This is a genomic window from Streptomyces sp. NPDC000941, from assembly GCF_053599555.1.
The window spans coordinates 34,395-54,679 of sequence record NZ_JBSFMM010000014.1; the positions used below are offsets into that span (position 1 = coordinate 34,395).

The following is a 20,285-nucleotide window of genomic DNA, read 5'->3' on the forward strand; positions in this document are numbered from 1 at the left end:
GGACAGGCCAGGCCTGGCCCCGTCAGCCTTGCCGGTGAGACCCGCGTGGAATGGGCGCCGTCAGCCGTCGCACCAATGTGCGTGAGGTTCTGGCCCAGGTTCCACCCATGTCACTCCGGGAGGGGTCCCCGCACGGGCGTGCCAGCCTCTGCCGCATGAAACGCTGGAAGTCCGCGATCGGGCTCGTCATCTGTCTTGGTGTGACGCAGCAAGCCAACACGCCGGGCGCACTTTACTATTCGGCCGTATGGCAGGATCTCGGCCTGATCGGAACCGTCGTCTTCCTCGTCGTGCTGTGCATCGGCCCGAGAAAGAACGGACGAGAAAAATAACGCATCTGTACGCTCGAGCCTTTGACCGACTCTGACCGGCCACACAAAGCACCGCTCAAGAGGGCGAGAACTCGTACTGCAGCTCATAGAGGTGACCAGCCTTGGCCATCACCGTGGCCTCGATGGGCCGTTCACCATCGCTGAACACGACCCGCAACGTCCGCAGGACGGGCAGATTCCCCGGCAGGCCGAGCACCGTGTGCTGCTCCTGCGTGGGTACCCGGGCGGACACCTTGTCCACGCTGAGCCGCGGCGGATAGCCGAGCTCCGCCAGCAGCGCCGGAGTACCGCCCTTGATCTTGCGGCGATCCATCATCGCGGTCCCACGGGCGAGATCCAATGGATAGTAGGACTTCACCAACTCCACCGGCTCGTCATCCAGCGACAACACCTGCGCCCGCAGGAGCGCCATCCCACCCTCCGGAAGCCGTAGCGCCTCCGCCACATCGGCAGGCGGCCTCACCTCGGCGACCTCCAGAAGACGGCTGCTCCCGCGCGCCTGGTGCCCGGTGGCCGCCTCACTGATCCACCGATACGGCTCCCCCTGCGCAGCCGGCGCCATGTACGCGGCGGGCCGCATGGTGCGCTGCCGGTGCTCCCGTACGGTAACGGCCGCCCCGGCCCTGCCCACCGCGAGGCCTTCGTCCTTCAGCAGTTGCAGCGCCTTCTGCACAGTCGCGTTCGACGCACTGAACCGCTCCTTGAGCTGCGCGGTCGAGGGAAGCCTCGCACCCGGCCGAAGCTCGCCCGACATGACCTCGTCCCGCAGATCAGCGGCGATTCGCTCATGCAGCGACCGCCGGTCGATTGCGTCCTGATCGGCCTTGGGCACGGTCATCCCATCCTGAGTTCGTAACGAAGTCGCTGGCGGTGGGCGGGCATGGTGATGAGATCGGCCTGAATCGGCCGATCGTCCGCGTCGAAGACGACCCGCTCAAGGCACATCACCGGCTCCAGCTCGCCGGTCCGCAGCAGCTCGCGCTCCTGCCCGTCGGGCATCCGCGCCATCACATCCTCCCGCACCCGACTCCCGACGTAACCGAGTTCCGCGAGCAGAGCGACCGCTCCCCCACGGATCTTCGCCGTGCCCGCGAGGCCGGTACCCGCCGCGATGGGAGCGGGGTAGTAGGAGTCGGTCAGCTCGCAAGGCTGCTCGTCCAGATACATGATCCGCCGCCGCACGACCACTGCGGCCCCCGCCTCTACCCCCAACAGCCGCGCCACGACTGCGGGAGCGGGCAGCTCCCCGGCCTGGACGATGCGCTGAGTACCCCGCCGCCCGTGAGCCGCGGCCTCCTCACTCCACACATCACCTCGGCCTCCCCCAGCCGGCCGCAGGTAGGGCATCGACGTACTGGTCCACGCATCGCCGTCCAACGGGCCCTCCTCATGTCTTGGTCGGTCCTCGCCAACCTTGCCGCTTTACACAGTAAGCGAACCGTTGGCCACCACCCAGGGCTCCTTGCCGCTTTTCGCGAATAGCGATAATGTCGACTTGAGCTTACAGCGAGCCCAGAGGTGGTGACTCACCGTGCCCCTGACACGGCAGCAGTTCTTGGAGGCCGACCGGAATACGCTGGAAACGTGCCGTAGGCCGCTGTGATCACCCTCGACGCCGGGCGGCGGGGTCGCGCTCCGCGACGTGTCGGGCGACCGCGTCGATGCCGGGGCGGGCGTACCGCTCCAGGGAGCGTACGGAGGCGTGCCGGGAGCGGGCCAGCAGCATCCGGCCTTGGGGGCCAACGGGACAGCCAGTAACGGCCCTGTAGTCCCAGCTCGGACACCAGGGAGCAAGTAACCCGCCGGTAGGTTCCGAAGGGGCTTCGGCCTGCCGTTTCCTGCTGCTGGAGAGCCTCGTTGGGCTGATCGGATGAACCGACGGCTCGACGACGGCAAGGGGCGGGTGTGCGACAGGAGTGGTCGCCGGAAGATGTGGTGGCGTGCTGGACGTTGGTGGATGGCGACTGGGACCTGGTGGCCAACAAGTCCGGCCCGACCAGGCTCGGCTTCTGCCTGATGCTCAAGTTCTTCGAGATCGAGGCCCGGTTCCCGGAGTTCATCGAGGAGTTTCCTCAGCCTGCTGTTGAGTACGTCGCCGGTCTGGTCAAGGTGCCGGCGGCCGAGCTCGCGAAGTACGACCTGGCGGGCGCGAAGCGGCACCGGAAGCAGATCCGCGAGGCTCTGGGGTTCCGGCCGTCGACCGTAGCGGACGAGGAACGGCTGACGAAGTGGCTGTCAACGGAGGTCTGCCCGGTCGAGCTGGTCGAGGACCGGCAGCGGGAGGCCCTGTTGGTGCAGTGCCGTGTCGAGCGGATCGAGCCGCCGGGCCCGACCCGTGTAGAGAAGGTGCTGGTGGCGGCCCGAAACCGGTGGGAGCGGGCGTTCTGTAAGCGGACCATCGAGCGCCTGGGCGACGTCGGGTTGGCCCGCCTGCTGGCGCTGGTGGCGGAGGACAACGAGGACGGCGCCGCCCTGCTGGCCTCACTCAAGCGTGACCCGGGCGCGGTCGGTCTGGACTCACTGCTGACCGAGATCACCAAGCTGAACGACGTGCGCAAACTCGGCCTTCCCGAGGGGCTGTTCGCGGACTGCTCGGAGAAGATGGTGGCCGCGTGGCGGGCGCGGGCAATCAAGATGTACCCCTCGGACTTCCGCGACACCGCCGAGGACGCCCGGATCACGCTGCTCGCGGCGCTGTGCTCCTCCCGCCAGGCGGAGATCACAGACGCGCTGGTGGAGCTGCTGGTGGCTCTGGTCCACAAGATCAACGCTCGAGCCGAGCGGCGGGTGGAGAAGCAGCTGACGGCGGAGCTGAAGAAGGTCCGTGGCAAGGAGGGCATCCTCTTCAAGCTCGCCGACGCGGCGATCGGCAAGCCGGACGAGGTGGTGCGCACAGCGCTGTACCCGGTGGTCGGGGAGAAGACGCTGCGCGACCTGGTGGCAGAGGCGAAGGCGAACGAGAAGGTCTTCAAGGCCAAGGTCCGCACCACCCTGCGCTCCTCGTACAGCTCGTACTACCGGCAGATGCTGCCGCCGCTGCTGCCGCCGCTGGGCTTCAGGTGCAACAACACCGCTTACCGGCCGGTGATGGACGCGATGAAGCTGCTGGAGAACTACGCGGAGGTCGACGGCAAGACCCGTTTCTACGACGGCGCCGACGCGGTGCCGATGGACGGCGTCGTACGCAAGGACTGGCGCGAGGCCGTCGTGGACGACAAGGGCAAGGTCGAGCGCATCCCGTACGAGCTGTGCGTCCTGGTCGCGCTGCGGGAGGCGATCCGGCGCCGCGAGATCTACGTCGAGGGCGGGCTGCGCTGGCGTAACCCGGAGGACGACCTGCCCGGCGACTTCCAGGCCACCCGCACCGTGCACTATGCCGCGATCCGCCAGCCCCAGGACCCCAAGGATTTCATCCAGAGCCTGAAGCGGCGGATGACGGATGGCCTGGACCGGCTGTCCGCCGCGCTCGCGGACGGTTCGGCAGGCGGGGTGAAGGTCACTACCCGCAAGGGCGAGCCGTGGATCACCGTGCCGAAGCTGGAGAAGCTGGACGAGCCCACCGGCCTGGCGGCCCTGAAGGAAGAGATCGTACGACGCTGGGGCGTCCTCGATCTCCTGGACGTGCTGAAGAACGCCGACTTCGCGACCGGCTTCACCGACGAGTTCGCCTCCGTGGCCGCGTACGAGTGCATCGACCGCGCCACCCTCCAGCGCCGTCTGCTGCTCGCGCTCTTCGGGCTCGGCACGAATATGGGCATCCGCGCCATCGTGGCGACCGGCGAGCATGAGGAGACCGAGGCCGCGCTGCGGCATGTGCGCCGGCACTTCATCACCGTCGACAACCTGCGGGCCGCGGTCACCACACTGGTGAACGCGACCTTCGCCGCCCGCGATACCGCCTGGTGGGGGCAGGGAAACGCGTGCGCGTCGGACTCGAAGAAGTTCGGCTCCTGGTCCAGTAACTTCATGACCGAGTACCACGCCCGCTACGGCGGCAACGGCGTGATGATCTACTGGCACGTCGAGCGGAAGAACGTCTGCATCTACTCCCAGCTCAAGTCCTGCTCGTCGTCCGAGGTCGCGGCGATGATCGAGGGCCTGCTGCGGCACTGCACGGACGCCGAGATTGAGTCCAACTACGTGGACACGCACGGCGCGAGCGTGGTTGGGTTCGCCTTCACCGAGCTGCTGAACTTCCGGCTGCTGCCGAGGCTGAAGAACATCGGCAGCATCCGCCTGTACCGCCCGGACGACACCCTGCCCGGCTGGCCGACGCTCGGCGCATCCCTGACCCGGGCCATCAAGTGGGGCCTGATCGAGCAGCAGTACGACCAGATGGTCAAGTACGCCACCGCCCTGCGCTTGGGCACCGCCGAGGCGGAACAGGTGTTGCGACGTTTCACCCGCGGCGGTCCCAAGCACCCTACCTACGCTGCGCTGGAAGAACTCGGCCGCGCCGTCCGCACGATCTTCGCCTGCGACTACCTCGCCAGCCCCGACCTGCGCCGCGAGATCCACGGCGGGCTCCAGGTCGTGGAGAACTGGAACAGCGCGAACACCGTCTTGCATTACGGCAAGGACGGCGCGCTGACCGGCCCGGACAGGGAGCATGCCGAGACCTCGATGCTCGCCCTGCACCTCCTCCAGTCCGCGCTCGTGCACATCAACACCCTGCTGCTTCAGCAGGTCCTCGCCGACCCGGCCTGGGCGCAGAGGCTCACCGCCGAGGACCAGCGCGGCCTGACCGCGCTGTTCTGGTCGAACATCAACCCGTACGGCACCTTCCGCCTCGACATGGACCAGCGCCTCGACCTGGGCCTGGTGAACGACGTGATGCCCCGGCCTCGAACTGCCGAAGCATTCCCGGCCGCACCGGGCGCGGGGACGCGCTTGTCGTAGACGTTGATGTACTCGTCTGCGTCGTGGCGGCTACGCAGTCAGGGAGTCCAGCTGCGCCAGAAGGCGTTCCTTGCCCGATCGGTCCAGCCAGGTACCGAAGTCCATGAGGTCGGGGAAGGCCCTCCGCACGGGCGCGAGGTCGATGTCGTAGAAGGTCTCGTTGGCCCAGGCCATCACCTTCGCCACCTCGGGGGCGTGCTCCCACAGTACGTCGAGCGGTACCTGCGTGTGGGGGATGGGGCGGCCGGCCACCCTGCCCAGTGCGTCGGCGATCTGCGGGGCCGTCAGCCGGTCGCCGGCGATCTCCATCGTCCGGCCCGCGTAGGTGTCGGGGTCGGCGAAGGCCAGCGCGGCGAAGGCGCCGACGTCGTCGATGGCGATCAGTTTCATGACCATGTCGTCGTGCCAGGGCACGTTGAGCGCGCCGTTCTGGAAGAACCGCGCTGGGCTGGTGAAGTCCTCCATGAACCCGGCGGGACGCAGGATCGTTGCGGGGATGGCCAGTGTGCGGAGGTGCTGCTCGATCTGCCATTTGTCGATGAGGCCCCAGCCCTGCTCCACGTAGAAGCGGTTCTGCTGTTCCATGCCACCGACTGAGGAGTACACCAGGTGCTGCACTCCGGCGGACTGGGCGGCGTCCGCGATGTTCTTCGCCTGGGTAATCTCGTTGGGGTTGTCGGACTGGACGCTGTAGGCGCCGTACGCGCCGCGTATCGCCGCGTCGATGGAGGCGCGGTCGTCCAGGTCGCCGCGGACGAGTTCGGCGCCGGCGGCGGCGAGCGCGGTAGCCGCCGGGGCGCGGTCGTCCCGGACGAGGGCGCGGACCCGCCAGCCGGTGGCGAGCAGATGGCGGGCGGTCGCGCCGCCCTGGTTCCCGGTGGCGCCCGTGACCAGAACGGTTTTGGCGTGAGCATCCATGGCGATCTCCTCTGCAACCCTGAGTCGTCTTTGCATTTGATGCGAGTCTGCACTGAGTGCAAGTTTGCCGTCAATGCATTAACCTCTACGTCATGGCCAGACATGAGACCGCCGCCCGGGAGCCCTCCCTGCGCGAACGGAAGCGGGCGCGCACCCGCCGGGCACTTATCGACGCGGCCGCGGAGCTGTTCGCGCGCCAGGGGTATGACGAGACGACCGTCGCCGAGATCGCAGCGGCGGCGGAGATCGGCACCCGGACCTTCTTCGGGCACTTCGCCAGCAAAGAAGACATCCTGTTCCCCGACAGCGACGCGCGCGCGCGGGCCACGATCGCGGCGATCGCCAACCGCGCCCCGGCCGAGGGCCCGGTGGACGTGCTACTGCGGGCGCTCGACGCCATCGCCGAGAGCGACGCCGACATGGTGAGCCCGATGGCCGGCGTGCGGATGCGGCTGTTCCACACCGTTCCCGCAGTGCGGGGCAAGGCGCTGCAGGTCCAGCTCGCGGCCCAGCGAGAGATCGCCCGCGAGCTGCAGGTGGCGTTTCCCGACGAGCTAGACCGGGTGACTGCGGCGGCGCTCACCGGGGGGCTGACGGGAGCGGTGAGTGGCGCACTTGACGCGCTCATCAGCGAGGACGGCATCGACGGCGCGGACGCCGACCACGTGCGGACGCGGGTGCGGCAGGCGACGGAAGCGGCGTTGCGACCGTGGCGTCAGGCCGCCGGGGAGTAGTCCGGAGGGTCCGCGGTCGCAGCGCACCCCAACCCCATGACCTGCCGTCCACAGCCATGGACTCGATCCGCCGCACTCAGCCAAGGCGACCATCCATGGATCGCCGTACCGAAAACCGAGCGGCATGGCGATGAGTGTCGGCAAACGACCGTCTGCCGACACTCGGGATCCTGATCGTGAACCCGCAGGTGGACACTGTCGGCAACTCGCGTCGGAAATCAACGTCGGTGAACGGTCATTGGGGTAGTTTCCGACAATGCTTCTTGGCTACTGCCGCACTTCGACGGCCGACCAGAACCCCGATCACCAGATCGACGCGCTTCTCCGCAACGGCGTCGACCGCGACAACATCCATGTCGACGTCGCCAGCGGTGCGAAAGCCTCCCGCCCCAAGCTCGATCTCGTCATGCAGCTGATGCGCGAGGGTGACACGTTGAAAGTCACCCGGCTCGACCGGCTCTCCCGCTCCGTGCTGCACCTGGTCACCCTCGGCGTCGAGCTGCGCGAGCGCGGGATCGGGCTGCACGTCATCGAGCAGGGCATCGACACCGCCACCATGGAGGGCCGGGCCATGTTCGGGATGCTCAGCGTGCTCGCGGAGCTCCAGAGAGAGCTGATCGTGGCGAACACGAACGACGGGCTCGCCTCTGCGCGGGCCCGTGGCCGGGTCGGCGGGCGCCGGCCGAAACTCACGGCCGACCAGGCTGAGCTCGCCCAGCAGCTCTACGACGCCCGGGAGAAGACCGTCCAGCAGATCGCCGACATGTTCAACGTGCCCCGTTCCACGGTGTACGGACACCTCGACAAGACCAAGACCGTGCCCCGCCAGCCGAAGAAGACCGCCGCCGCGAAGCCCTGAAAGCTACCGGCAGGTTACTTGCTCCCTGGTGTCCGAGGTGGGACTACAGGGCCGTAACGCTAAGCACTTGATCTTGGATGACCGATAGCGCGTGAGGGCACTTCAGCGCCGAGCGTCGGTCACGAGGGAGCTGACGCGGCTCTCGTACTCCCGCCGGGCCTTGCGCTGTGCCGGGATCGCCGGGTTTCCGTCGAGAGGCTGGCAGCGGGCGAGAAGTTCGCGGTGGACTGCGGGCCTGGCGCTGACGCGCAAGGTGTAGCCCTGGCCGCGTCGTACGGTCACGCCGTGGTCGAGTGCGGCCCGCTCGGCGGGCTCCAGGTCGGCGGTGCGAAGGAAGTCGGCGACCTTGCCCGGCATGTCGAGCGTGACCGCCAGCTCCGGGGCCGGGGCGTCCTCGCGGCCGGTCGTCGTGTGCTCGGGCATGAGGTCGGCGACGGCCGTGCGGATAGCGCCCCGGCTGACGCCGTGTTCGCGGGCCAGGGCGGCGATGGACCGGCCCTCCAGGTACGCCGTGCGCACGGCGTCGGTCTTCCCGGCCTTGACGGCCGGGCGGCGGCCGCCCTTGCTGCCCTTGGCCTCGGCGGCCCGCAGGCCGTCGTAGGTCATCTCGCGTTGGAGGTCACGCTGGAGTTCGCCAGCGGCGGCGAGGGTCTGCACCATGAACTTCACGGTGGACAACAGTTCTCCGGTGCGCGGGTGGCGTGCGGTGAGGTCCATCGCGGAGAACGCGCCGTCGTGGATGCGCAGGGCGAGGCGGCCGGCGTGCAGGACGTCGAGCACGTCGAGGATGTGCTGGGTGCCGCGGACGAGACGGAACATCTCGGAGATGTGCACGGTGTCACCCGGCCGCGCGTACGTCAGCAGCTCGCCGAACTTCGGTCGTTCCAGCGGGTGGAGGCGGCTGGAGGTGCCGCTCTCCTCCTCGAACGTCACTGGATCTTCGATCCCGGCCTCGTCGAGGACGAGGTTCTGACGGTCGGTCGACTGCTGGTCGGTCGACACCCGCTTGTAGACCAGGTTGGCCATGCTGCTCCCCGTGTCGGTGGTCGCATTCGACCCTAGCTGTCAGCAAACCCTGTCATCAGCCGTCATCGGATCTGATTGGATCGGCTCCGCCGTCGGGCCCCGGAAACTCCGGGTTCATTGGATGCCTGTCGCGCCTGTCGTCATTCGACGACAGATCGGCCTGGCGCGCTGTCAGGGGGTCCCCGTAGTAATCGCCGCAAAAACAACGGATTGTGCGACATCCCCAGTTCTCGTTTAGCTGCCGCCAGTCGACAGGCGGCTACCTGTAGTCAGAGTGACGCTCGGTCACGATGAGCGAGCCGGAATCCGGGGGCTTCGCCGCCGTGGAGCCCGTTGATCGATAAGCGGATGCGACGACCTGGGCGCCTCCGAGCCGACGGAGTGAGTGCGTGCGCCTCCTGGACGCGCGTATCCGGAGACTACGCCGACGACCGAACCCGCCCCGCACCCCTGGGGCCCGAGCGGTGCATGCTCCACTGCGCGAGCGGCAACAGGGCCTTCACCAGTGCCTGGCCGTCCGGGGCTAGCTGATAGCGGATCTGTACGGGCGTGGTGGGGATGACGGTGCGCTCGATGAGGCCCGCGGCCTCGAGTTCCTTCAGGCGCTGGGAGAGCAGCCGGTCGGAGATGCCGTCGATCATCGCCCGGTACTCGCCGAAGCGCCGGGCGCCCTGGCCGGCGGCCTTCAGTACCGAACCTGTCCAGCGGCGTCCGATCAGTTCGAGGGTGCCCTCGAAGTTCGGGCAGGTGTCGTCATGAATGGAGTCCACTTACAAAAGATTAGCGCCTTACCCAACGTTTTGCCAGTGGGGCGGTCCGGCCCACCCTGGACTCATGACCGACTACGGACGCCCGCTCTCCTTCGGAGTGAGCCTCGACCCCTCCGCCGGGGCATGGGCCCAGACCCGGCGCCTCGCGCGCAGGGCGGAGGACTCGGGCCTGGACTACCTCGCCGTTCAGGATCACCCGTACCAGCCCGGCCACCTCGACACCTGGACTCTGATCACCCATCTGTCCGCGGCCACCGACCGCATCTCCTTCCTCACCGATGTCGCCGACCTGCAGCTGCGCCCGCCGGTGATGCTCGCCAAGACCGCCGCGTCGCTGAGCGTGCTCACCGACGGACGGATCCAGCTCGGGGTCGGCGGGGGCGGCATCCCCGACGCCATCGCCTCGATGGGCGGACCGGCGCGACGCGGCCAGGACATGGTGGCGTTCACTGAGGAGTCCCTGGGGCTCCTGCGCACGGCCCTGGCCGGGGACGTCGTACGACTGCACAGCCCGTACCACTCCGTCGACGGTTACCGTGCCGGACCGGTGCCCCCGAAGCCCGTCGAGCTCTGGCTCGGCGCCCAGAAGCCCAGGATGCTCGCCGTCACCGGCCGACTGGCCGACGGCTGGATCTCTCCGCTGAACATCTACGTCCCACCGCAGGAGGTGCCCTCGCGGCAGCGGATCATCGACGAGGCGGCCACCGACGCGGGCCGCGACCCGCGGACGCTGCGGCGCGTCTACAACGTGATCGGCGTGATCGGCGACCACGGAGACGGACCCGGGCTCGTCGGCGAGGTGCGGCGGTGGGCAGACACCCTCACCGAGTGGGCCGTGGAACTCGGCTTCGACACCTTCGTTTTCTGGCCCGCCACCGACCCCGAACGGCAGCTCGCACGCTTCGCCGGCGAGGTTGTGCCCGTGGTGCGCGAGCGCGTCGACGCCATCCGGAGCGGGCGATGAACCGCGCCCTCTCCGCCGTGCCGGCCGAGCTCGCGGGCAAGGTGGTCACGCCCGACGACCGCCGCTACCGGCCGCTCCGCTCCACCTACACCACCGTCGGCCACCCGGCCGCCGTCGTCGTGCCCGAGTCCGCGGGCGACATCGCAGCGGCGCTGCGGCTCGCGCGGGAGACGGGGCTTCGGGTGGCGGTCCGCAGCGGCGGACACGGCCTGTCCGGCAGCGGCACCAACGAAGGCGGGCTGGTCATCGACCTGAGCGCGCTGCACCGGGTCGACGTCCTCGACCGCGGCTCCCGACTCGTCCGCGTCGAGGCGGGCGCCCGCTGGGCCCAGGTCGCCCAGGCGCTCGCCCCGCACGGGCTCGCCATCAGCTCGGGCGACCACGGCAACGTCGGCGTCGGCGGCATCGCCACCGGGGGCGGCGTCGGATGGCTCGTACGGCAGTACGGGCTCACCATCGACCACATCCGTGCCGTCGAGGTCGTCCTGCCCGACGGAACGGCCGTGCGCGCCGATGCGGAGGCCGAGCCCGACCTGCTGTGGGTGATGCGCGGGGCCGGCGCGGGTGCCGGGATCGCGGTGGCCTTCGAGATCGAGGCCATGGAGCTTCGTGACGTCGGCCACGCACAGCTGGTCGCCGCAGTGGACCCGGCCGGTCAGACGCTGCGCCGCTGGGCCGACGTCATGGCGCAGGCGCCGCGCGAGCTGTCGACGGCGGTGATGCTGTCCTCGCAGGGCACCGGCACTGCCGCGTTCATCACCGCGGTCGTGGCCTCGGACCGCCCGTCCGTCATCCGCGACGCCGTCGAACCGCTGCTCGGCATCGGCGACGTGAGGGCCCAGCAGGCCCACGTCGTCCCCTACACCGAGCTGGTCCCACCGCACCATCTGCACGCCAACTCCGGCCAGATGCCCGCCAGCACGACCAACGGACTGCTCACCGACATGACCCCGGACGCCGCCCGCGCACTGGTCACCGCATCGGCCGCCCCCGACCCGGTCCTGATCCAGCTGCGTTCACTCGGCGGCGCGACCCACGACCCTGCCCCCTCGGCCACGGCGTTCGCGCACCGCCACCAGAACACCCTCGTCGTCGCCTCGGCGTTCCCGCCGGACGACCGCGCCACGCTGGCCGCCGCCTGGCGCCCCCTCGCCCCGCTCACCGACGGCTCCTACGTGAACTTCGAGAGCGCCCCCGACGAGGAGACGTTCGCCCGCGCCTACCCGGGACCGACCGGCACCCGTGTCACCGACCTGTGGAAGCGCTACGACGCGGACGGCGTCCTGCGCCCCCGGCCACCGGCCTGACCGCGGCCCCATTCACCTCACCGACCACGAGCCCGCGGCACCCGCCGCAGGCGCCCGACCCTTCATCTCACCCCTTACCGGAGATACTCCATGGCCACGTTGCTGCACATCGACTCGTCCGTGTTCCCGGGCGGCGCCTCCGCCTCCCGCGCCGTGACGGAGACCTTCCGCACAACCTGGGAGGAGCAGCACCCGGAGGGCACGGTGATCTACCGCGACCTCTCCGCCCACCCCGTCCCACACATCACCGCCGACGCACACACCGCGGGCTTCGCCGATCCGAACGCCCACACGCCCGAGCAGGCCGCCGCCTTCGCTCAACGCCTCGAGCTGATCGAGGAACTGGAGCAGGCAGACGCGGTGCTGATCGGCGCCCCGATGTACAACTACTCGATCCCCTCGACCCTCAAGGCATGGCTGGACAACGTGATCCTCTTCGGCCGCACCTCGGGCGAGAACCCGTCCGCCAACGGCACCCCGGTCACCGTCGTCGCCAGCCGCGGCGGCTCCTACGCGCCCGGCACCCCGAAGGAGGGCTACGAGTACGTGCAGAACTACCTGACGGCGACCCTCGCCGACATGCTCGCCCTCGACCTCGACTTCATCGTCCCGGAACTCACCATGGCCCCGCACGTCCCGGCCATGGCCGAGCTGGTGCCGCTCTTCGAAACCTCCCGCGACCGCGCTCTGCAGGACGCGGCCACCAAGGCCAAGGCCCTCGCCGAACGCCTCGCCGCGTAAACACGAGAACGCCGTGTGCGTCCCTGCTAGGACATCGCACGGCGTACTGGATTCGCGCAACAGCGTCCACGGGAATGAAGGTCGTCTTCGATGCCGACACCCGGCTCATCGTCGCCGCCGCTCGGCCGGTGGCGCCCCGTGGGTGGACCAGTGCCTCATCCGGGTGCGATCACGCACCGGGCCGGGCCCAGGCCCGCATCCTGGACGTCACCGACCACGACCAAGTCACCGCCGTCGTCAACGAAGTGACGCAGACCGTGGGCCCCGTCGACGTGCTGGTCAATAACGCCGGTTACGGCGTGGAGGGTCTCCCCATTGCTGGAGCTGTCTGTGCGTCGTCCAGTGCCTGCGTGACGCACTGCCCGATGGAAACCGGGGCCACGTCAATCATGGGCCGGCGTACGGGAGCGGCTCCGTCTACGAACCGCGGTAGATCTCAACTCCGGTGCCGAAAGCTGGGGACACCTGAATGCGGTCAAGCATCATCAGAACCACCAACAAGAGGAATGACATGACCTTCAACGTATCGATCCCGGACAAGGAAGACCCGCGCTGGACCCAGCGAAACGGTATTTTCGTGCGACGCGGCGAGGGCATCACCAAGTGGCTCATCGGTGATACGACTACCGTGAAGATCTCAGCCGCACAGACGGATGGCCGACTTGGCGTGCTCGAGACCTCCGTCCCGCCCGGTGGCGGAGCCGTGGCGCACTCGCACGGAAGGGAGGACGAAGCTTTCTATATCCTCACGGGTGACTTCGAGTTCATCAACGGGGATGAAGTCCTCGCCGCCGGTCCTGGCGACTTCATCTGGATTCCCCGCGGAAATCGACATGGATTCAAGAACGTGGGGGCGCTTCCCGCCACTCTGCTCACGTTCCTTTTCCCGGGCGGCCACGAGCAGTTCTGGATCGACAACGGGATAGACCCGGTACCCGGAGAGCAGGCACCGAAGTGGGGGCCGGAGGAGTTCGCGCCGCTCGTCGAGGAGCTCACACGACACCACGTGACCCTGCTCCCGGACGACCCCAAGTAGCCATGCGCTCAGTGTGGCTTCCGTCGGCCGCGGCACTGCCCAGCGTCATGAAGGCCTGAGCAGCGCGTGAGGCGCAAGAGCCCATGGCCGACAACGCGGACGTGGCTCTCTCCCGTGCGGCAACTGGGAACTGATCCGGACAGCCGGATCGCGGTGGCCGCCGGCATCCTCACGGTGCTGGCGGCCGCAGCCGAGACCAGGGCGGCGATGCCGGCGGCGGCCTGGACCGTGGCCCCGCTCACCCGGTCGGCGACGACCCGGCTGCGGTCGCGGCCGCGGTGAGGGCGGACTGGCAGGAGCACCTCGCCGCCGAGACCGAGGCGATGTATCCGGTGGATGTCGCCGACGAAATCGACGACCTGTGCACCCGGCTGCACGCCCTGCTCCAGGAGCACCCGCTCGGCACCCTGGCCGCGCTGCGTGAGCTGGACGGGCGGATCGAGCCGCTGCGCACCGTTCCAGCAGTCGGCCACCACCTGGCGCTGACGTAGCCGGGGCGGTCGGCGCAAAGGGCGCCCGCAGTCATCGGAGCTGACTGCGGGCGCCCTTTCGACTGTACCGGCGCGGGTTCATCGCATAGACCGCACCCTCACGCGGCCATCCGCAGCCGCCCTACCGCCTCGTTCTCCGGCGGCTCCATGTCGAGGTGCCAGGTCCCGAAGCGGCGGGTCTTGCTGGTGATGTACGGGGTGACGGTGGCCAGGTCCACCGGGTCCACTTCCCACCCCTCGTCGATGAGGTCGTTGGCCACCTTCGTGATGTCCACGGCGGTATGAAAAATGAGGCAGTTCGCCAGCAGCTCGTTGAACTTGATGGTCTTCTCCTGATGGTCCGGGTCGTTGTCCTGGAGCACGTCGGAGGCGAACATCAGCCAGTTGCTGAACTTGTGGAACGCCTCGACCTTGTTCGTCATCGCCTGGATCGATTCGCGCAGCTCGGGTTCCGACAAGAACCTGAGGAGCACGATCGTCCTCATGACCCGGCCGAGCTCGCGGTACGCCTGGTAGATGCGGTTGCGCTTGGACTCGTTGCCCAGCCTGCGCAGCAGCGCGGCCGAGGACAGCCGGCCCTCGCGGATCGACAGCACGACGCGCATGAGGTCCTGCCAGTGGTTCTCGATCAGCCGCCAGTTAATGACGTCCTTCTCGGGGTCGCCGAACAGCGGGTCGATGTGCTGGTACTTCACCGTCGCGCTGGGCCGGTAGAAGGTCAGGTCCTTCCAGTTACGGATGCGCGGCAGCAGCTCCACACCGAGCATCTGCGCGAGCCCGAAGACAGGCAGCGACTGGCCTTGCGTATCCCCGTGAACGATGTCCACGGTCACCTCGGACTGGTTCTTCAGCAGGCCCTCGAACAGATACACCGCCTCCCACACGCCACACGGGATGAAGTGGCTGAAGAGCGCGATATAGGTGTCGGACACATGCCTCATCGAGATGCCGCCGAATCCCCCATACCGGATGTGGGACTCGGCCAGCATGTTGTTCTCCCAGGTGTCGTACTGGGAGCCGTCGATCCCGGCCTTGCCGACATCGCCCCACACGTGCGCCAGGTCGAGCTGGATGAACATGTCGATCACGTCCGCCGAGGCGGCGTTCAGCTTCTCCGCGGTGATGTGCTGGTTGCCCGCCAGTGACAGCTCGTGCACCGAGACCTTCTGCCGCATGTGCCGCGCGACCTGCGCGGGCCCCGCGTTCGTCCCGTAGCAGAAGACCGTCAGGACGTAGCGGGCGAGCTTGTCGCGGATCTTCGGATTGCTTCCGGAGGCCGGGCCGAAGTGCCGCCACCACTGGATCCAGTACGCCGTGCGGGCGAGCACATCGAGCAGGCTCCACTCCGGCAGCCGGCGCAGGATCTCCGCCTCCAGGTCCTGCGCGGACTTGCGGCGGTCCTTGCCCTTGCGCGGGGTGAGCACGATCTTCCCCGACGCGGTGTCGATGGTTAGGTCCGCGTTGTCCGGGTATCCGGCGTCCACCTTCGCGGCCGTGGCGGTGAGCTTCTGCTTCAGCGCCGCGGTGAACGCCGTGGCGGTGGCGGGCAGTCCGGCCTGCGCGCAGTAGTCGGCGACCAGCGGCTCGCACGCCTGCCAGGACAGCAGCTGGTCGTGCAGGTTGGCGTACGACTCCGAGCCGATGACCGCCACGTCTCCGGTCCGCAGCTCCTGGGTGAGGTAGAAGAGCGTGCACACCTCGAAGTGCCGCCGGTTGATCCTGCCCGGCTTGTGCTTGTCGAACAGGATGCGCTGCCACATCTGCGAGGCGAAGTCGGCCGAGACCGTCTTCGTCTTCTCGGTGCCGTCCTCCTCGGTGACGGTGTACGTCACCGGCACCCACTGGCTGCCGCGGTGCCGCATGGCCTGGCAGAACCCCACCGCCTGGAGCACACAGTCGTCGGTGGAGGTGGCGACCATCGACAAGGTCTCGGTCAGGTCGAGCAGAACCTTGCGGTGGCTGCGGAAGTGCCGCCGCATCAGCGGCGCATAGTTGTCGCCGTGGTGGGCGGAGACCAACTCGTGGTCCTCCGAGAGCTTGGCCAGCCCACCGGCCTTCTCCAGCCGCTCCAGCACCGCCTTGCCGCACTCGGCATGCACCGCGTTCTGCCTGCGGGCACTGGTGGGGATGGTGACCGACTCGCCGTCGAAGCCGACCGCGTCCTTGGCCGCTTCCAGCACCTCACCCAGCACCGCGATCAGCCGCTCGGACTCCGCCCGGTGCCGCTCACGGATCTTCTCCAGGTCCTCCTTCGCCTTCTTCGTGATCGACCCCATGCGCTTGCACAGCATCGTCACCAGCTCGTCTCGGGCCCGCACCTTCGCCATGTGCAGCAGACTCGCCAGCAGCGCACACCGCTTCACCACGCCGACCTTGGACATCTCGGCGGCGTCCAGCACCTTCGCCTGCCCGGCGAAGTGCTCCACCTTCCCCGGCGGTACCCCCTGAAGCCACGTCGCCGTCGCCCCCAGCGCTTCCAGCCTGTCCAGGTGGGCCAGATGCTCGCGCAGATGGGAGACCGTCGGCGCCTTCGCCGGCCGCTTCAGCTCGTCGAACCTGCTGCGACCGCCCGCGGGCACCCGCAGCAGTCCCAGCAGCCGGGCGCAGTCAACCTCATCCATCCGCGACACGATCGCCGCGAAGAAGTCCTCGTTCACCTCGGTCCTGATCGCCGAGGCCATCTCGTCCAGCGTGGAGTAGCCGGGCAGCTCCATTCTCGCCTTGACCAGCTTCTCCAGCGCCACGTTGATCAGGTCGGCCGGATTGTCCTTGGTCTGCACGGCCTCGTAGATCGCCGCTGCGGCGACCTGGCGGGCCTGCTCCATGTCGTAGACCACGCCAAGCCGTTCGCGGATGAAGTCCCGCTGCCGCGCGGCCGTACGCACCGAGTCGTGCCGCGGCTGAACGCTCTCGTCCTGCTCCAGCAGGCCGCGCACATGCCCGACCACCAGCTCCGGCACCTGGCCCAGATCCGGGAAGTAGCCCAGCTTCTGGTAGCTCTTCAGCAGCACCACCAGTGCCAGCAGATGCTCCGGCGACCGCGCCTTGCCGCGCGCCCACGTCACCTCGGCCGTGCCGGGGGTGAACGCCTCGTGCAGCTCGCGCGAGGAGATGGTGCGCTTGAACCGCGGGTACGCGGTACGTTCCGCCGAAGCCATGCGCCGCATAATCCCGGCCGCTCACCCGTGCGGAGCACGCGCAGCTGAGCCGATCACAGACACCACAAGCACATGACCAGGGAAAAGCCAGCCAGGCGCCCCGCCGCCAATCATCAGAAGAACCCACGAACAGGTGAGCCGCCGGCGGGCCAGTGACTTCAGATCACCATCGCAGACGGCCTACGGCACATTTCCGACGTATTCCGGCTGCCCTCCTTCTTCACACGTCGCAAACCGGCTGTCCCCCCCGTGCGTCGGAAGTTCATGACCCACGCCGTCGCGTGGGTCTTCGAAGCATTGCTACGGCTGGTGTTACCGCCGTCAGGCCGACACCGCGCGGCCGACGGCCGTCCCGCCGTGCAGCACCATCACCCTCCGACGATGCGTACAGCGCGAGTACCCGACACACCGGCACGATCCATGGCGGCGGAGCGCGTGAACGTCTCCACCGTCGAGTTCCGCCCGGCTTCCGGGCCGCCGGACGGCCACGGGGCCGCCTTGATCCGGCCCTACGTCGTAGCCCACGAGCAACTGGAGGGCGCCGAGCGTCGGTTGCGACGGCAACGTCGGCGGACGCTGTGGCTGGCCGTGCACGGCATCGACGTCGGCCCGCGCGTCATCCACGGCGTGAGGGTGGTGGCGTAGTGAGCAACCCGACGACGCTCCCGCCGCAGGAGGGGCAGGACGGCGGACAGCACGGACCGGGCGGGCAGCAGGGCGACGAGGGCCGCCCGACCCTTGAGGAACTGCGGCAGCCATCGGTAGCCCTGAGCGAACAGATCGCCCAGCATCTGGGGCGGAGGCCGAAGTGAAAACCAGGCCCGTCGTGTTCATCCCGCCGGGGGCCGACATGCCACCGAGTTCGTTCCCGCACACCCGATGCCGCGCCAGGGGCGAGCAGTGAACGGCGGGGACTGGACCAACATCCTGCCCAGTCTTGCGGTCGGCATGGTGGTCTACGACCGGCGGTACGAGATGCCCGGGACCATCACCGACTTCGACGGCCCGATGGTGTGCCTCACCCGCCCCACAGGCCTCGAATGGCGATCGCACTGCGTCTCGGTACGCCCCGCTACCGCGTACGAGCGGCGGCAGCTACGAGCCCTCGCCCGGCTTCACGCCCAGCGCCAACGAGGCATCGCCCCCGCATAGACCACGCCCCCACGCCACCGGCACCAGAGATTTGCGGTGAGTATCGGACGACGACACGCCGACGCCACGGCGTGTCTGTGTCTCATACTCACCGCAAAGTCGCCGGGAGCACTTCGCCAGATCGGTGATCAACCATGACAGGCAGACCCTGGCACGCCGAATGGACGTTCATCGGCGCATCCGGCGTCACCACGGGAACCGTCGACCAAGCGCGGTATTTCGATATCCGCATGGCCATATTCGAGGCGGCCGACAAGTCGCTACGTGATCTGTTCCACGGGGGAACCGATGAGAGAGACGAGCCCTGGAAACTCCTCGTCGGAGCCCTGTGCTCCGAAGCGATGCTGTCCGCCGACGAAACCGGCACATGGCACTACGCGAGCCCGGACGGCTGGGCGAACGTCACCATTCGCTTCACCCCGTAGCGGCCCGCCGGACACCCGGCGGGCCCGGCCCGGTGACAGCCTCACGCTGAGCGCGTACGGCCGCGACGGGCGCCCCGGCCGCGGGTTCCCGGGCCCGGCTGGTCGGTGCGCGGGGTCACGCCCAGGCCCTTGAGGCGTTCGAAGTCCGCCGCGTCGATCTTCTCCAGGACCTCCAGCTGCCGCTCCAGAGCATCGGACTGCGAGCCGAAGTCGTCATGTCTGCGCAGCGCGTTCGCCGTGGTGACGTGGTAGCGGGCGAGGGCGACCTTCAGGCTGCGGCTCTCCAGGACCATCCGGTAGATCGTCTCCTCCGCCAGGGCGTCCTGGACGGATCTGACCGGCCGGGTGAAGAAGAGCGTCACGATCTGCCCGGCGCCCAGGGCGCCGAGGACGGCGGGGCTCTGCCAGCCGACCCGGCCGGGGAAGAAGACGCCCAGGAGGGAGAGCAGCAGGGCGGTCAGCAGCAGACAGGTGCCGAGGCCCAGCAGGAACTTGCTGGCGAAGCCGACGGTGCGCTGGGCCTGTCTGAGGCGTTCGGAGGTCTGGATGCGGTAGTCGCGCAGCCGGGCGTCCTCGTACGAGAGGATGCCCTGCTTGTCCTGGATGTACGAGGAGTAGCCGGCGAACTCCGCGCCCCCGCCCCCGCTCCCACCCCCGCCCCGGGTGAGCCGCCGGTCGTCGTCCGGGCGGGAGCCGAGGAAGCGGGCCAGTTCCGCGAGTCCGGTCATCACCTCGGTGCGCAGCACGCGCTGGCAGAAGTCCAGGGCGGTGAGGTGGCGTTCCAGGGTGCGGCTGGCGGTGAGGGCGTCGGAGACGACGAGTTGCCGGACGTCGTAGCGGGAGCGGATGCCGGTCAGCAGAAGCTGGATCTTGATGTCGGTGAGCACGCCGATCACGACGACATGGGTCGTCTCGTGCCGGCCGTCGGCCAGGAGCTCGTCCAGCAGCGCGGCCAGCGGGGAGGACTCGCGGGTGGCAGGGGTGTCCTGGAAGTCGTAGAGGGTGTTGGAGCGCACGTGGTGGACGCGCAGCCTGCCGCCCCACTCGTCCTCGGGGCGGCAGTCGGGAGGCGGTTCCGGGGCCAGCAGGTCGGTGAGGCCGTCGACGTACGCCGCGCCCCAGGTGTCGGCTTCGCAGTGCGCGCCGTACTGCCTGCGTTCGAGGTCGTACGCCTCCCCCGGGACATGCCAGTCCCGGACGTTGATCAGGTGGAGCACCCCGTCGCCGTGGCCCCGCATACGCGAGCCGACCGTGGCGTCGAGGAAGCGGGCGAGAGGCGAGTGGCGCAGCTCCGCCTCGGGCAGCACCCGGCGGTGGCCCTCCGTACGAAGGGCCTCACCGCCCTCGCTGTCCAGCAGCAGCTTGGACACCGCGCTCTCCGGCAGTGACAGCTGACAGTCGAGATTCAGGAAGAAGTCGTTCTGCAGGCACTGCGTGATGAGGATGTACTGCTCCTCGCCCGCCGGTTCCATC

22 protein-coding genes and 1 pseudogene are annotated in these 20,285 nt (G+C 68.7%); 15 read left to right on the plus strand and 8 right to left on the minus strand.

Annotated features, from left to right (window positions below):
* Window positions 1–155: 155 nt before the first annotated feature.
* Window positions 156–332: a hypothetical protein gene (locus tag ACWDSL_RS07775; protein WP_385627149.1), complete on the plus strand. Its 177-nt coding sequence runs from the start codon at window positions 156–158 to the stop codon at window positions 330–332.
* Between the two features lie 55 nt (window positions 333–387).
* On the opposite strand, the gene ACWDSL_RS07780 is transcribed toward ACWDSL_RS07775, so the two are convergent.
* The 3 genes from ACWDSL_RS07780 to ACWDSL_RS07790 form a co-directional block, all read right to left on the minus strand.
* On the minus strand, window positions 388–1,170 hold the full coding sequence (locus ACWDSL_RS07780) for a GntR family transcriptional regulator (protein ID WP_450482770.1): 783 nt from the start codon (window positions 1,168–1,170) through the stop codon (window positions 388–390).
* Window positions 1,167–1,679 (minus strand): GntR family transcriptional regulator, encoded by a 513-nt coding sequence (locus tag ACWDSL_RS07785; protein WP_450482857.1) that lies wholly within the window; start codon window positions 1,677–1,679, stop codon window positions 1,167–1,169. Before ACWDSL_RS07785 ends, ACWDSL_RS07780 begins: the two co-directional genes overlap by 4 nt.
* Window positions 1,680–1,935: 256 nt before the next feature.
* Window positions 1,936–2,058 carry a PmrA gene (locus ACWDSL_RS07790; RefSeq protein ID WP_450482772.1) on the minus strand — a complete coding sequence of 41 codons (123 nt, stop codon included), beginning with the start codon at window positions 2,056–2,058 and terminating at the stop codon, window positions 1,936–1,938.
* A 170-nt stretch (window positions 2,059–2,228) separates the two neighbouring features.
* On the opposite strand from ACWDSL_RS07790, the pseudogene ACWDSL_RS07795 reads away from it, so the two are divergent.
* Window positions 2,229–5,231 (plus strand): annotated as a pseudogene (locus ACWDSL_RS07795) (Tn3 family transposase); the annotation flags it as partial.
* 30 nt (window positions 5,232–5,261) lie between these two features.
* On the opposite strand, the gene ACWDSL_RS07800 reads toward ACWDSL_RS07795, so the two are convergent.
* The gene (locus tag ACWDSL_RS07800) at window positions 5,262–6,149 is read right to left on the minus strand and encodes an NmrA/HSCARG family protein (RefSeq protein WP_450482774.1); all 888 of its coding nucleotides are present in this window, start codon (window positions 6,147–6,149) and stop codon (window positions 5,262–5,264) included.
* 92 nt (window positions 6,150–6,241) lie between these two features.
* Here ACWDSL_RS07800 and ACWDSL_RS07805 point away from each other — a divergent pair, with 92 nt between their 5' ends.
* Window positions 6,242–6,883, plus strand: coding sequence for a TetR/AcrR family transcriptional regulator (locus ACWDSL_RS07805; RefSeq protein ID WP_450482776.1), 642 nt, complete (start codon window positions 6,242–6,244; stop codon window positions 6,881–6,883).
* A gap of 256 nt (window positions 6,884–7,139) precedes the next feature.
* Window positions 7,140–7,742 carry a recombinase family protein gene (locus tag ACWDSL_RS07810; RefSeq protein WP_450482778.1) on the plus strand — a complete coding sequence of 201 codons (603 nt, stop codon included), beginning with the start codon at window positions 7,140–7,142 and terminating at the stop codon, window positions 7,740–7,742.
* A 102-nt stretch (window positions 7,743–7,844) separates the two neighbouring features.
* Here ACWDSL_RS07810 and ACWDSL_RS07815 read toward each other — a convergent pair whose 3' ends face one another.
* The gene (locus ACWDSL_RS07815; RefSeq protein WP_450482780.1) at window positions 7,845–8,768 is read right to left on the minus strand and encodes a recombinase family protein; all 924 of its coding nucleotides are present in this window, start codon (window positions 8,766–8,768) and stop codon (window positions 7,845–7,847) included.
* A gap of 419 nt (window positions 8,769–9,187) precedes the next feature.
* On the minus strand, window positions 9,188–9,538 hold the full coding sequence (locus tag ACWDSL_RS07820; RefSeq protein WP_450482782.1) for a winged helix-turn-helix transcriptional regulator: 351 nt from the start codon (window positions 9,536–9,538) through the stop codon (window positions 9,188–9,190).
* Window positions 9,539–9,602: 64 nt separating this feature from the next.
* Between ACWDSL_RS07820 and ACWDSL_RS07825 the strand changes: the two genes are divergently transcribed.
* The 7 genes from ACWDSL_RS07825 to ACWDSL_RS07855 all read left to right on the plus strand — a co-directional run bounded on the left by ACWDSL_RS07825 (window position 9,603) and on the right by ACWDSL_RS07855 (window position 14,077).
* Window positions 9,603–10,502 carry an LLM class flavin-dependent oxidoreductase gene (locus ACWDSL_RS07825; RefSeq protein WP_450482784.1) on the plus strand — a complete coding sequence of 300 codons (900 nt, stop codon included), beginning with the start codon at window positions 9,603–9,605 and terminating at the stop codon, window positions 10,500–10,502.
* The gene (locus ACWDSL_RS07830) at window positions 10,499–11,809 is read left to right on the plus strand and encodes an FAD-binding oxidoreductase (protein WP_450482786.1); all 1,311 of its coding nucleotides are present in this window, start codon (window positions 10,499–10,501) and stop codon (window positions 11,807–11,809) included. The genes ACWDSL_RS07825 and ACWDSL_RS07830 overlap by 4 nt, the downstream gene beginning before the upstream one ends.
* Window positions 11,810–11,899: 90 nt before the next feature.
* Window positions 11,900–12,550 carry an FMN-dependent NADH-azoreductase gene (locus tag ACWDSL_RS07835; RefSeq protein ID WP_450482788.1) on the plus strand — a complete coding sequence of 217 codons (651 nt, stop codon included), beginning with the start codon at window positions 11,900–11,902 and terminating at the stop codon, window positions 12,548–12,550.
* Window positions 12,551–12,624: 74 nt separating this feature from the next.
* Window positions 12,625–13,065, plus strand: a complete 441-nt coding sequence (locus tag ACWDSL_RS07840) for an SDR family NAD(P)-dependent oxidoreductase (RefSeq protein WP_450482790.1) — start codon at window positions 12,625–12,627, stop codon at window positions 13,063–13,065.
* A complete protein-coding gene (locus tag ACWDSL_RS07845) occupies window positions 13,062–13,586 on the plus strand; it encodes a cupin domain-containing protein (RefSeq protein ID WP_450482792.1) in 525 nt (174 codons plus the stop codon). The genes ACWDSL_RS07840 and ACWDSL_RS07845 overlap by 4 nt, the downstream gene beginning before the upstream one ends.
* A gap of 114 nt (window positions 13,587–13,700) precedes the next feature.
* Window positions 13,701–13,868 (plus strand): hypothetical protein, encoded by a 168-nt coding sequence (locus tag ACWDSL_RS07850; RefSeq protein ID WP_450482794.1) that lies wholly within the window; start codon window positions 13,701–13,703, stop codon window positions 13,866–13,868.
* Window positions 13,865–14,077, plus strand: a complete 213-nt coding sequence (locus tag ACWDSL_RS07855; protein WP_450482796.1) for a hypothetical protein — start codon at window positions 13,865–13,867, stop codon at window positions 14,075–14,077. Before ACWDSL_RS07850 ends, ACWDSL_RS07855 begins: the two co-directional genes overlap by 4 nt.
* Before the next feature lie 98 nt (window positions 14,078–14,175).
* Here the strand turns inward: ACWDSL_RS07855 and ACWDSL_RS07860 are convergent, their stop codons facing one another.
* Window positions 14,176–17,235 (minus strand): Tn3 family transposase, encoded by a 3,060-nt coding sequence (locus tag ACWDSL_RS07860; RefSeq protein WP_450482798.1) that lies wholly within the window; start codon window positions 17,233–17,235, stop codon window positions 14,176–14,178.
* A 381-nt stretch (window positions 17,236–17,616) separates the two neighbouring features.
* Here ACWDSL_RS07860 and ACWDSL_RS07865 point away from each other — a divergent pair, with 381 nt between their 5' ends.
* The 4 genes from ACWDSL_RS07865 (at window position 17,617) to ACWDSL_RS07880 (ending at window position 18,812) form a co-directional block, all read left to right on the plus strand.
* Window positions 17,617–17,880, plus strand: coding sequence for a hypothetical protein (locus ACWDSL_RS07865; RefSeq protein ID WP_450482800.1), 264 nt, complete (start codon window positions 17,617–17,619; stop codon window positions 17,878–17,880).
* Window positions 17,880–18,047, plus strand: coding sequence for a hypothetical protein (locus ACWDSL_RS07870; protein ID WP_450482802.1), 168 nt, complete (start codon window positions 17,880–17,882; stop codon window positions 18,045–18,047). The genes ACWDSL_RS07865 and ACWDSL_RS07870 overlap by 1 nt, the downstream gene beginning before the upstream one ends.
* Window positions 18,048–18,135: 88 nt before the next feature.
* Complete coding sequence (locus ACWDSL_RS07875) at window positions 18,136–18,387, plus strand: hypothetical protein (RefSeq protein ID WP_450482804.1); 252 nt, start codon at window positions 18,136–18,138, stop codon at window positions 18,385–18,387.
* Between the two features lie 134 nt (window positions 18,388–18,521).
* Entirely contained in the window at window positions 18,522–18,812 is a 291-nt protein-coding gene (locus ACWDSL_RS07880; protein ID WP_450482806.1) for a hypothetical protein, read from the plus strand.
* 41 nt (window positions 18,813–18,853) lie between these two features.
* Here the strand turns inward: ACWDSL_RS07880 and ACWDSL_RS07885 are convergent, their stop codons facing one another.
* A complete protein-coding gene (locus tag ACWDSL_RS07885; protein ID WP_450482807.1) occupies window positions 18,854–20,284 on the minus strand; it encodes a hypothetical protein in 1,431 nt (476 codons plus the stop codon).
* Window position 20,285 lies beyond the last annotated feature (1 nt).

What these genes read in the sequence shown, in the direction of transcription:
- ACWDSL_RS07810 (WP_450482778.1), top strand. Translation starts at nt 7,140, where the DNA reads ATGCTTCTTGGCTACTGCCGCACTTCGACGGCCGACCAGAACCCCGAT.
- ACWDSL_RS07835 (WP_450482788.1), top strand. Translation starts at nt 11,900, where the DNA reads ATGGCCACGTTGCTGCACATCGACTCGTCCGTGTTCCCGGGCGGCGCC.
- ACWDSL_RS07845 (WP_450482792.1), top strand. Translation starts at nt 13,062, where the DNA reads ATGACCTTCAACGTATCGATCCCGGACAAGGAAGACCCGCGCTGGACC.
- ACWDSL_RS07785 (WP_450482857.1), bottom strand. Translation starts at nt 1,679, where the DNA reads ATGCCCTACCTGCGGCCGGCTGGGGGAGGCCGAGGTGATGTGTGGAGT.
- ACWDSL_RS07840 (WP_450482790.1), top strand. Translation starts at nt 12,625, where the DNA reads ATGAAGGTCGTCTTCGATGCCGACACCCGGCTCATCGTCGCCGCCGCT.
- ACWDSL_RS07830 (WP_450482786.1), top strand. Translation starts at nt 10,499, where the DNA reads ATGAACCGCGCCCTCTCCGCCGTGCCGGCCGAGCTCGCGGGCAAGGTG.
- ACWDSL_RS07880 (WP_450482806.1), top strand. Translation starts at nt 18,522, where the DNA reads ATGACAGGCAGACCCTGGCACGCCGAATGGACGTTCATCGGCGCATCC.
- ACWDSL_RS07885 (WP_450482807.1), bottom strand. Translation starts at nt 20,284, where the DNA reads ATGGAACCGGCGGGCGAGGAGCAGTACATCCTCATCACGCAGTGCCTG.
- ACWDSL_RS07860 (WP_450482798.1), bottom strand. Translation starts at nt 17,235, where the DNA reads ATGGCTTCGGCGGAACGTACCGCGTACCCGCGGTTCAAGCGCACCATC.
- ACWDSL_RS07780 (WP_450482770.1), bottom strand. Translation starts at nt 1,170, where the DNA reads ATGACCGTGCCCAAGGCCGATCAGGACGCAATCGACCGGCGGTCGCTG.
- ACWDSL_RS07790 (WP_450482772.1), bottom strand. Translation starts at nt 2,058, where the DNA reads ATGCTGCTGGCCCGCTCCCGGCACGCCTCCGTACGCTCCCTGGAGCGG.
- ACWDSL_RS07865 (WP_450482800.1), top strand. Translation starts at nt 17,617, where the DNA reads ATGCGTACAGCGCGAGTACCCGACACACCGGCACGATCCATGGCGGCG.
- ACWDSL_RS07815 (WP_450482780.1), bottom strand. Translation starts at nt 8,768, where the DNA reads ATGGCCAACCTGGTCTACAAGCGGGTGTCGACCGACCAGCAGTCGACC.
- ACWDSL_RS07825 (WP_450482784.1), top strand. Translation starts at nt 9,603, where the DNA reads ATGACCGACTACGGACGCCCGCTCTCCTTCGGAGTGAGCCTCGACCCC.
- ACWDSL_RS07805 (WP_450482776.1), top strand. Translation starts at nt 6,242, where the DNA reads ATGGCCAGACATGAGACCGCCGCCCGGGAGCCCTCCCTGCGCGAACGG.
- ACWDSL_RS07775 (WP_385627149.1), top strand. Translation starts at nt 156, where the DNA reads ATGAAACGCTGGAAGTCCGCGATCGGGCTCGTCATCTGTCTTGGTGTG.
- ACWDSL_RS07800 (WP_450482774.1), bottom strand. Translation starts at nt 6,149, where the DNA reads ATGGATGCTCACGCCAAAACCGTTCTGGTCACGGGCGCCACCGGGAAC.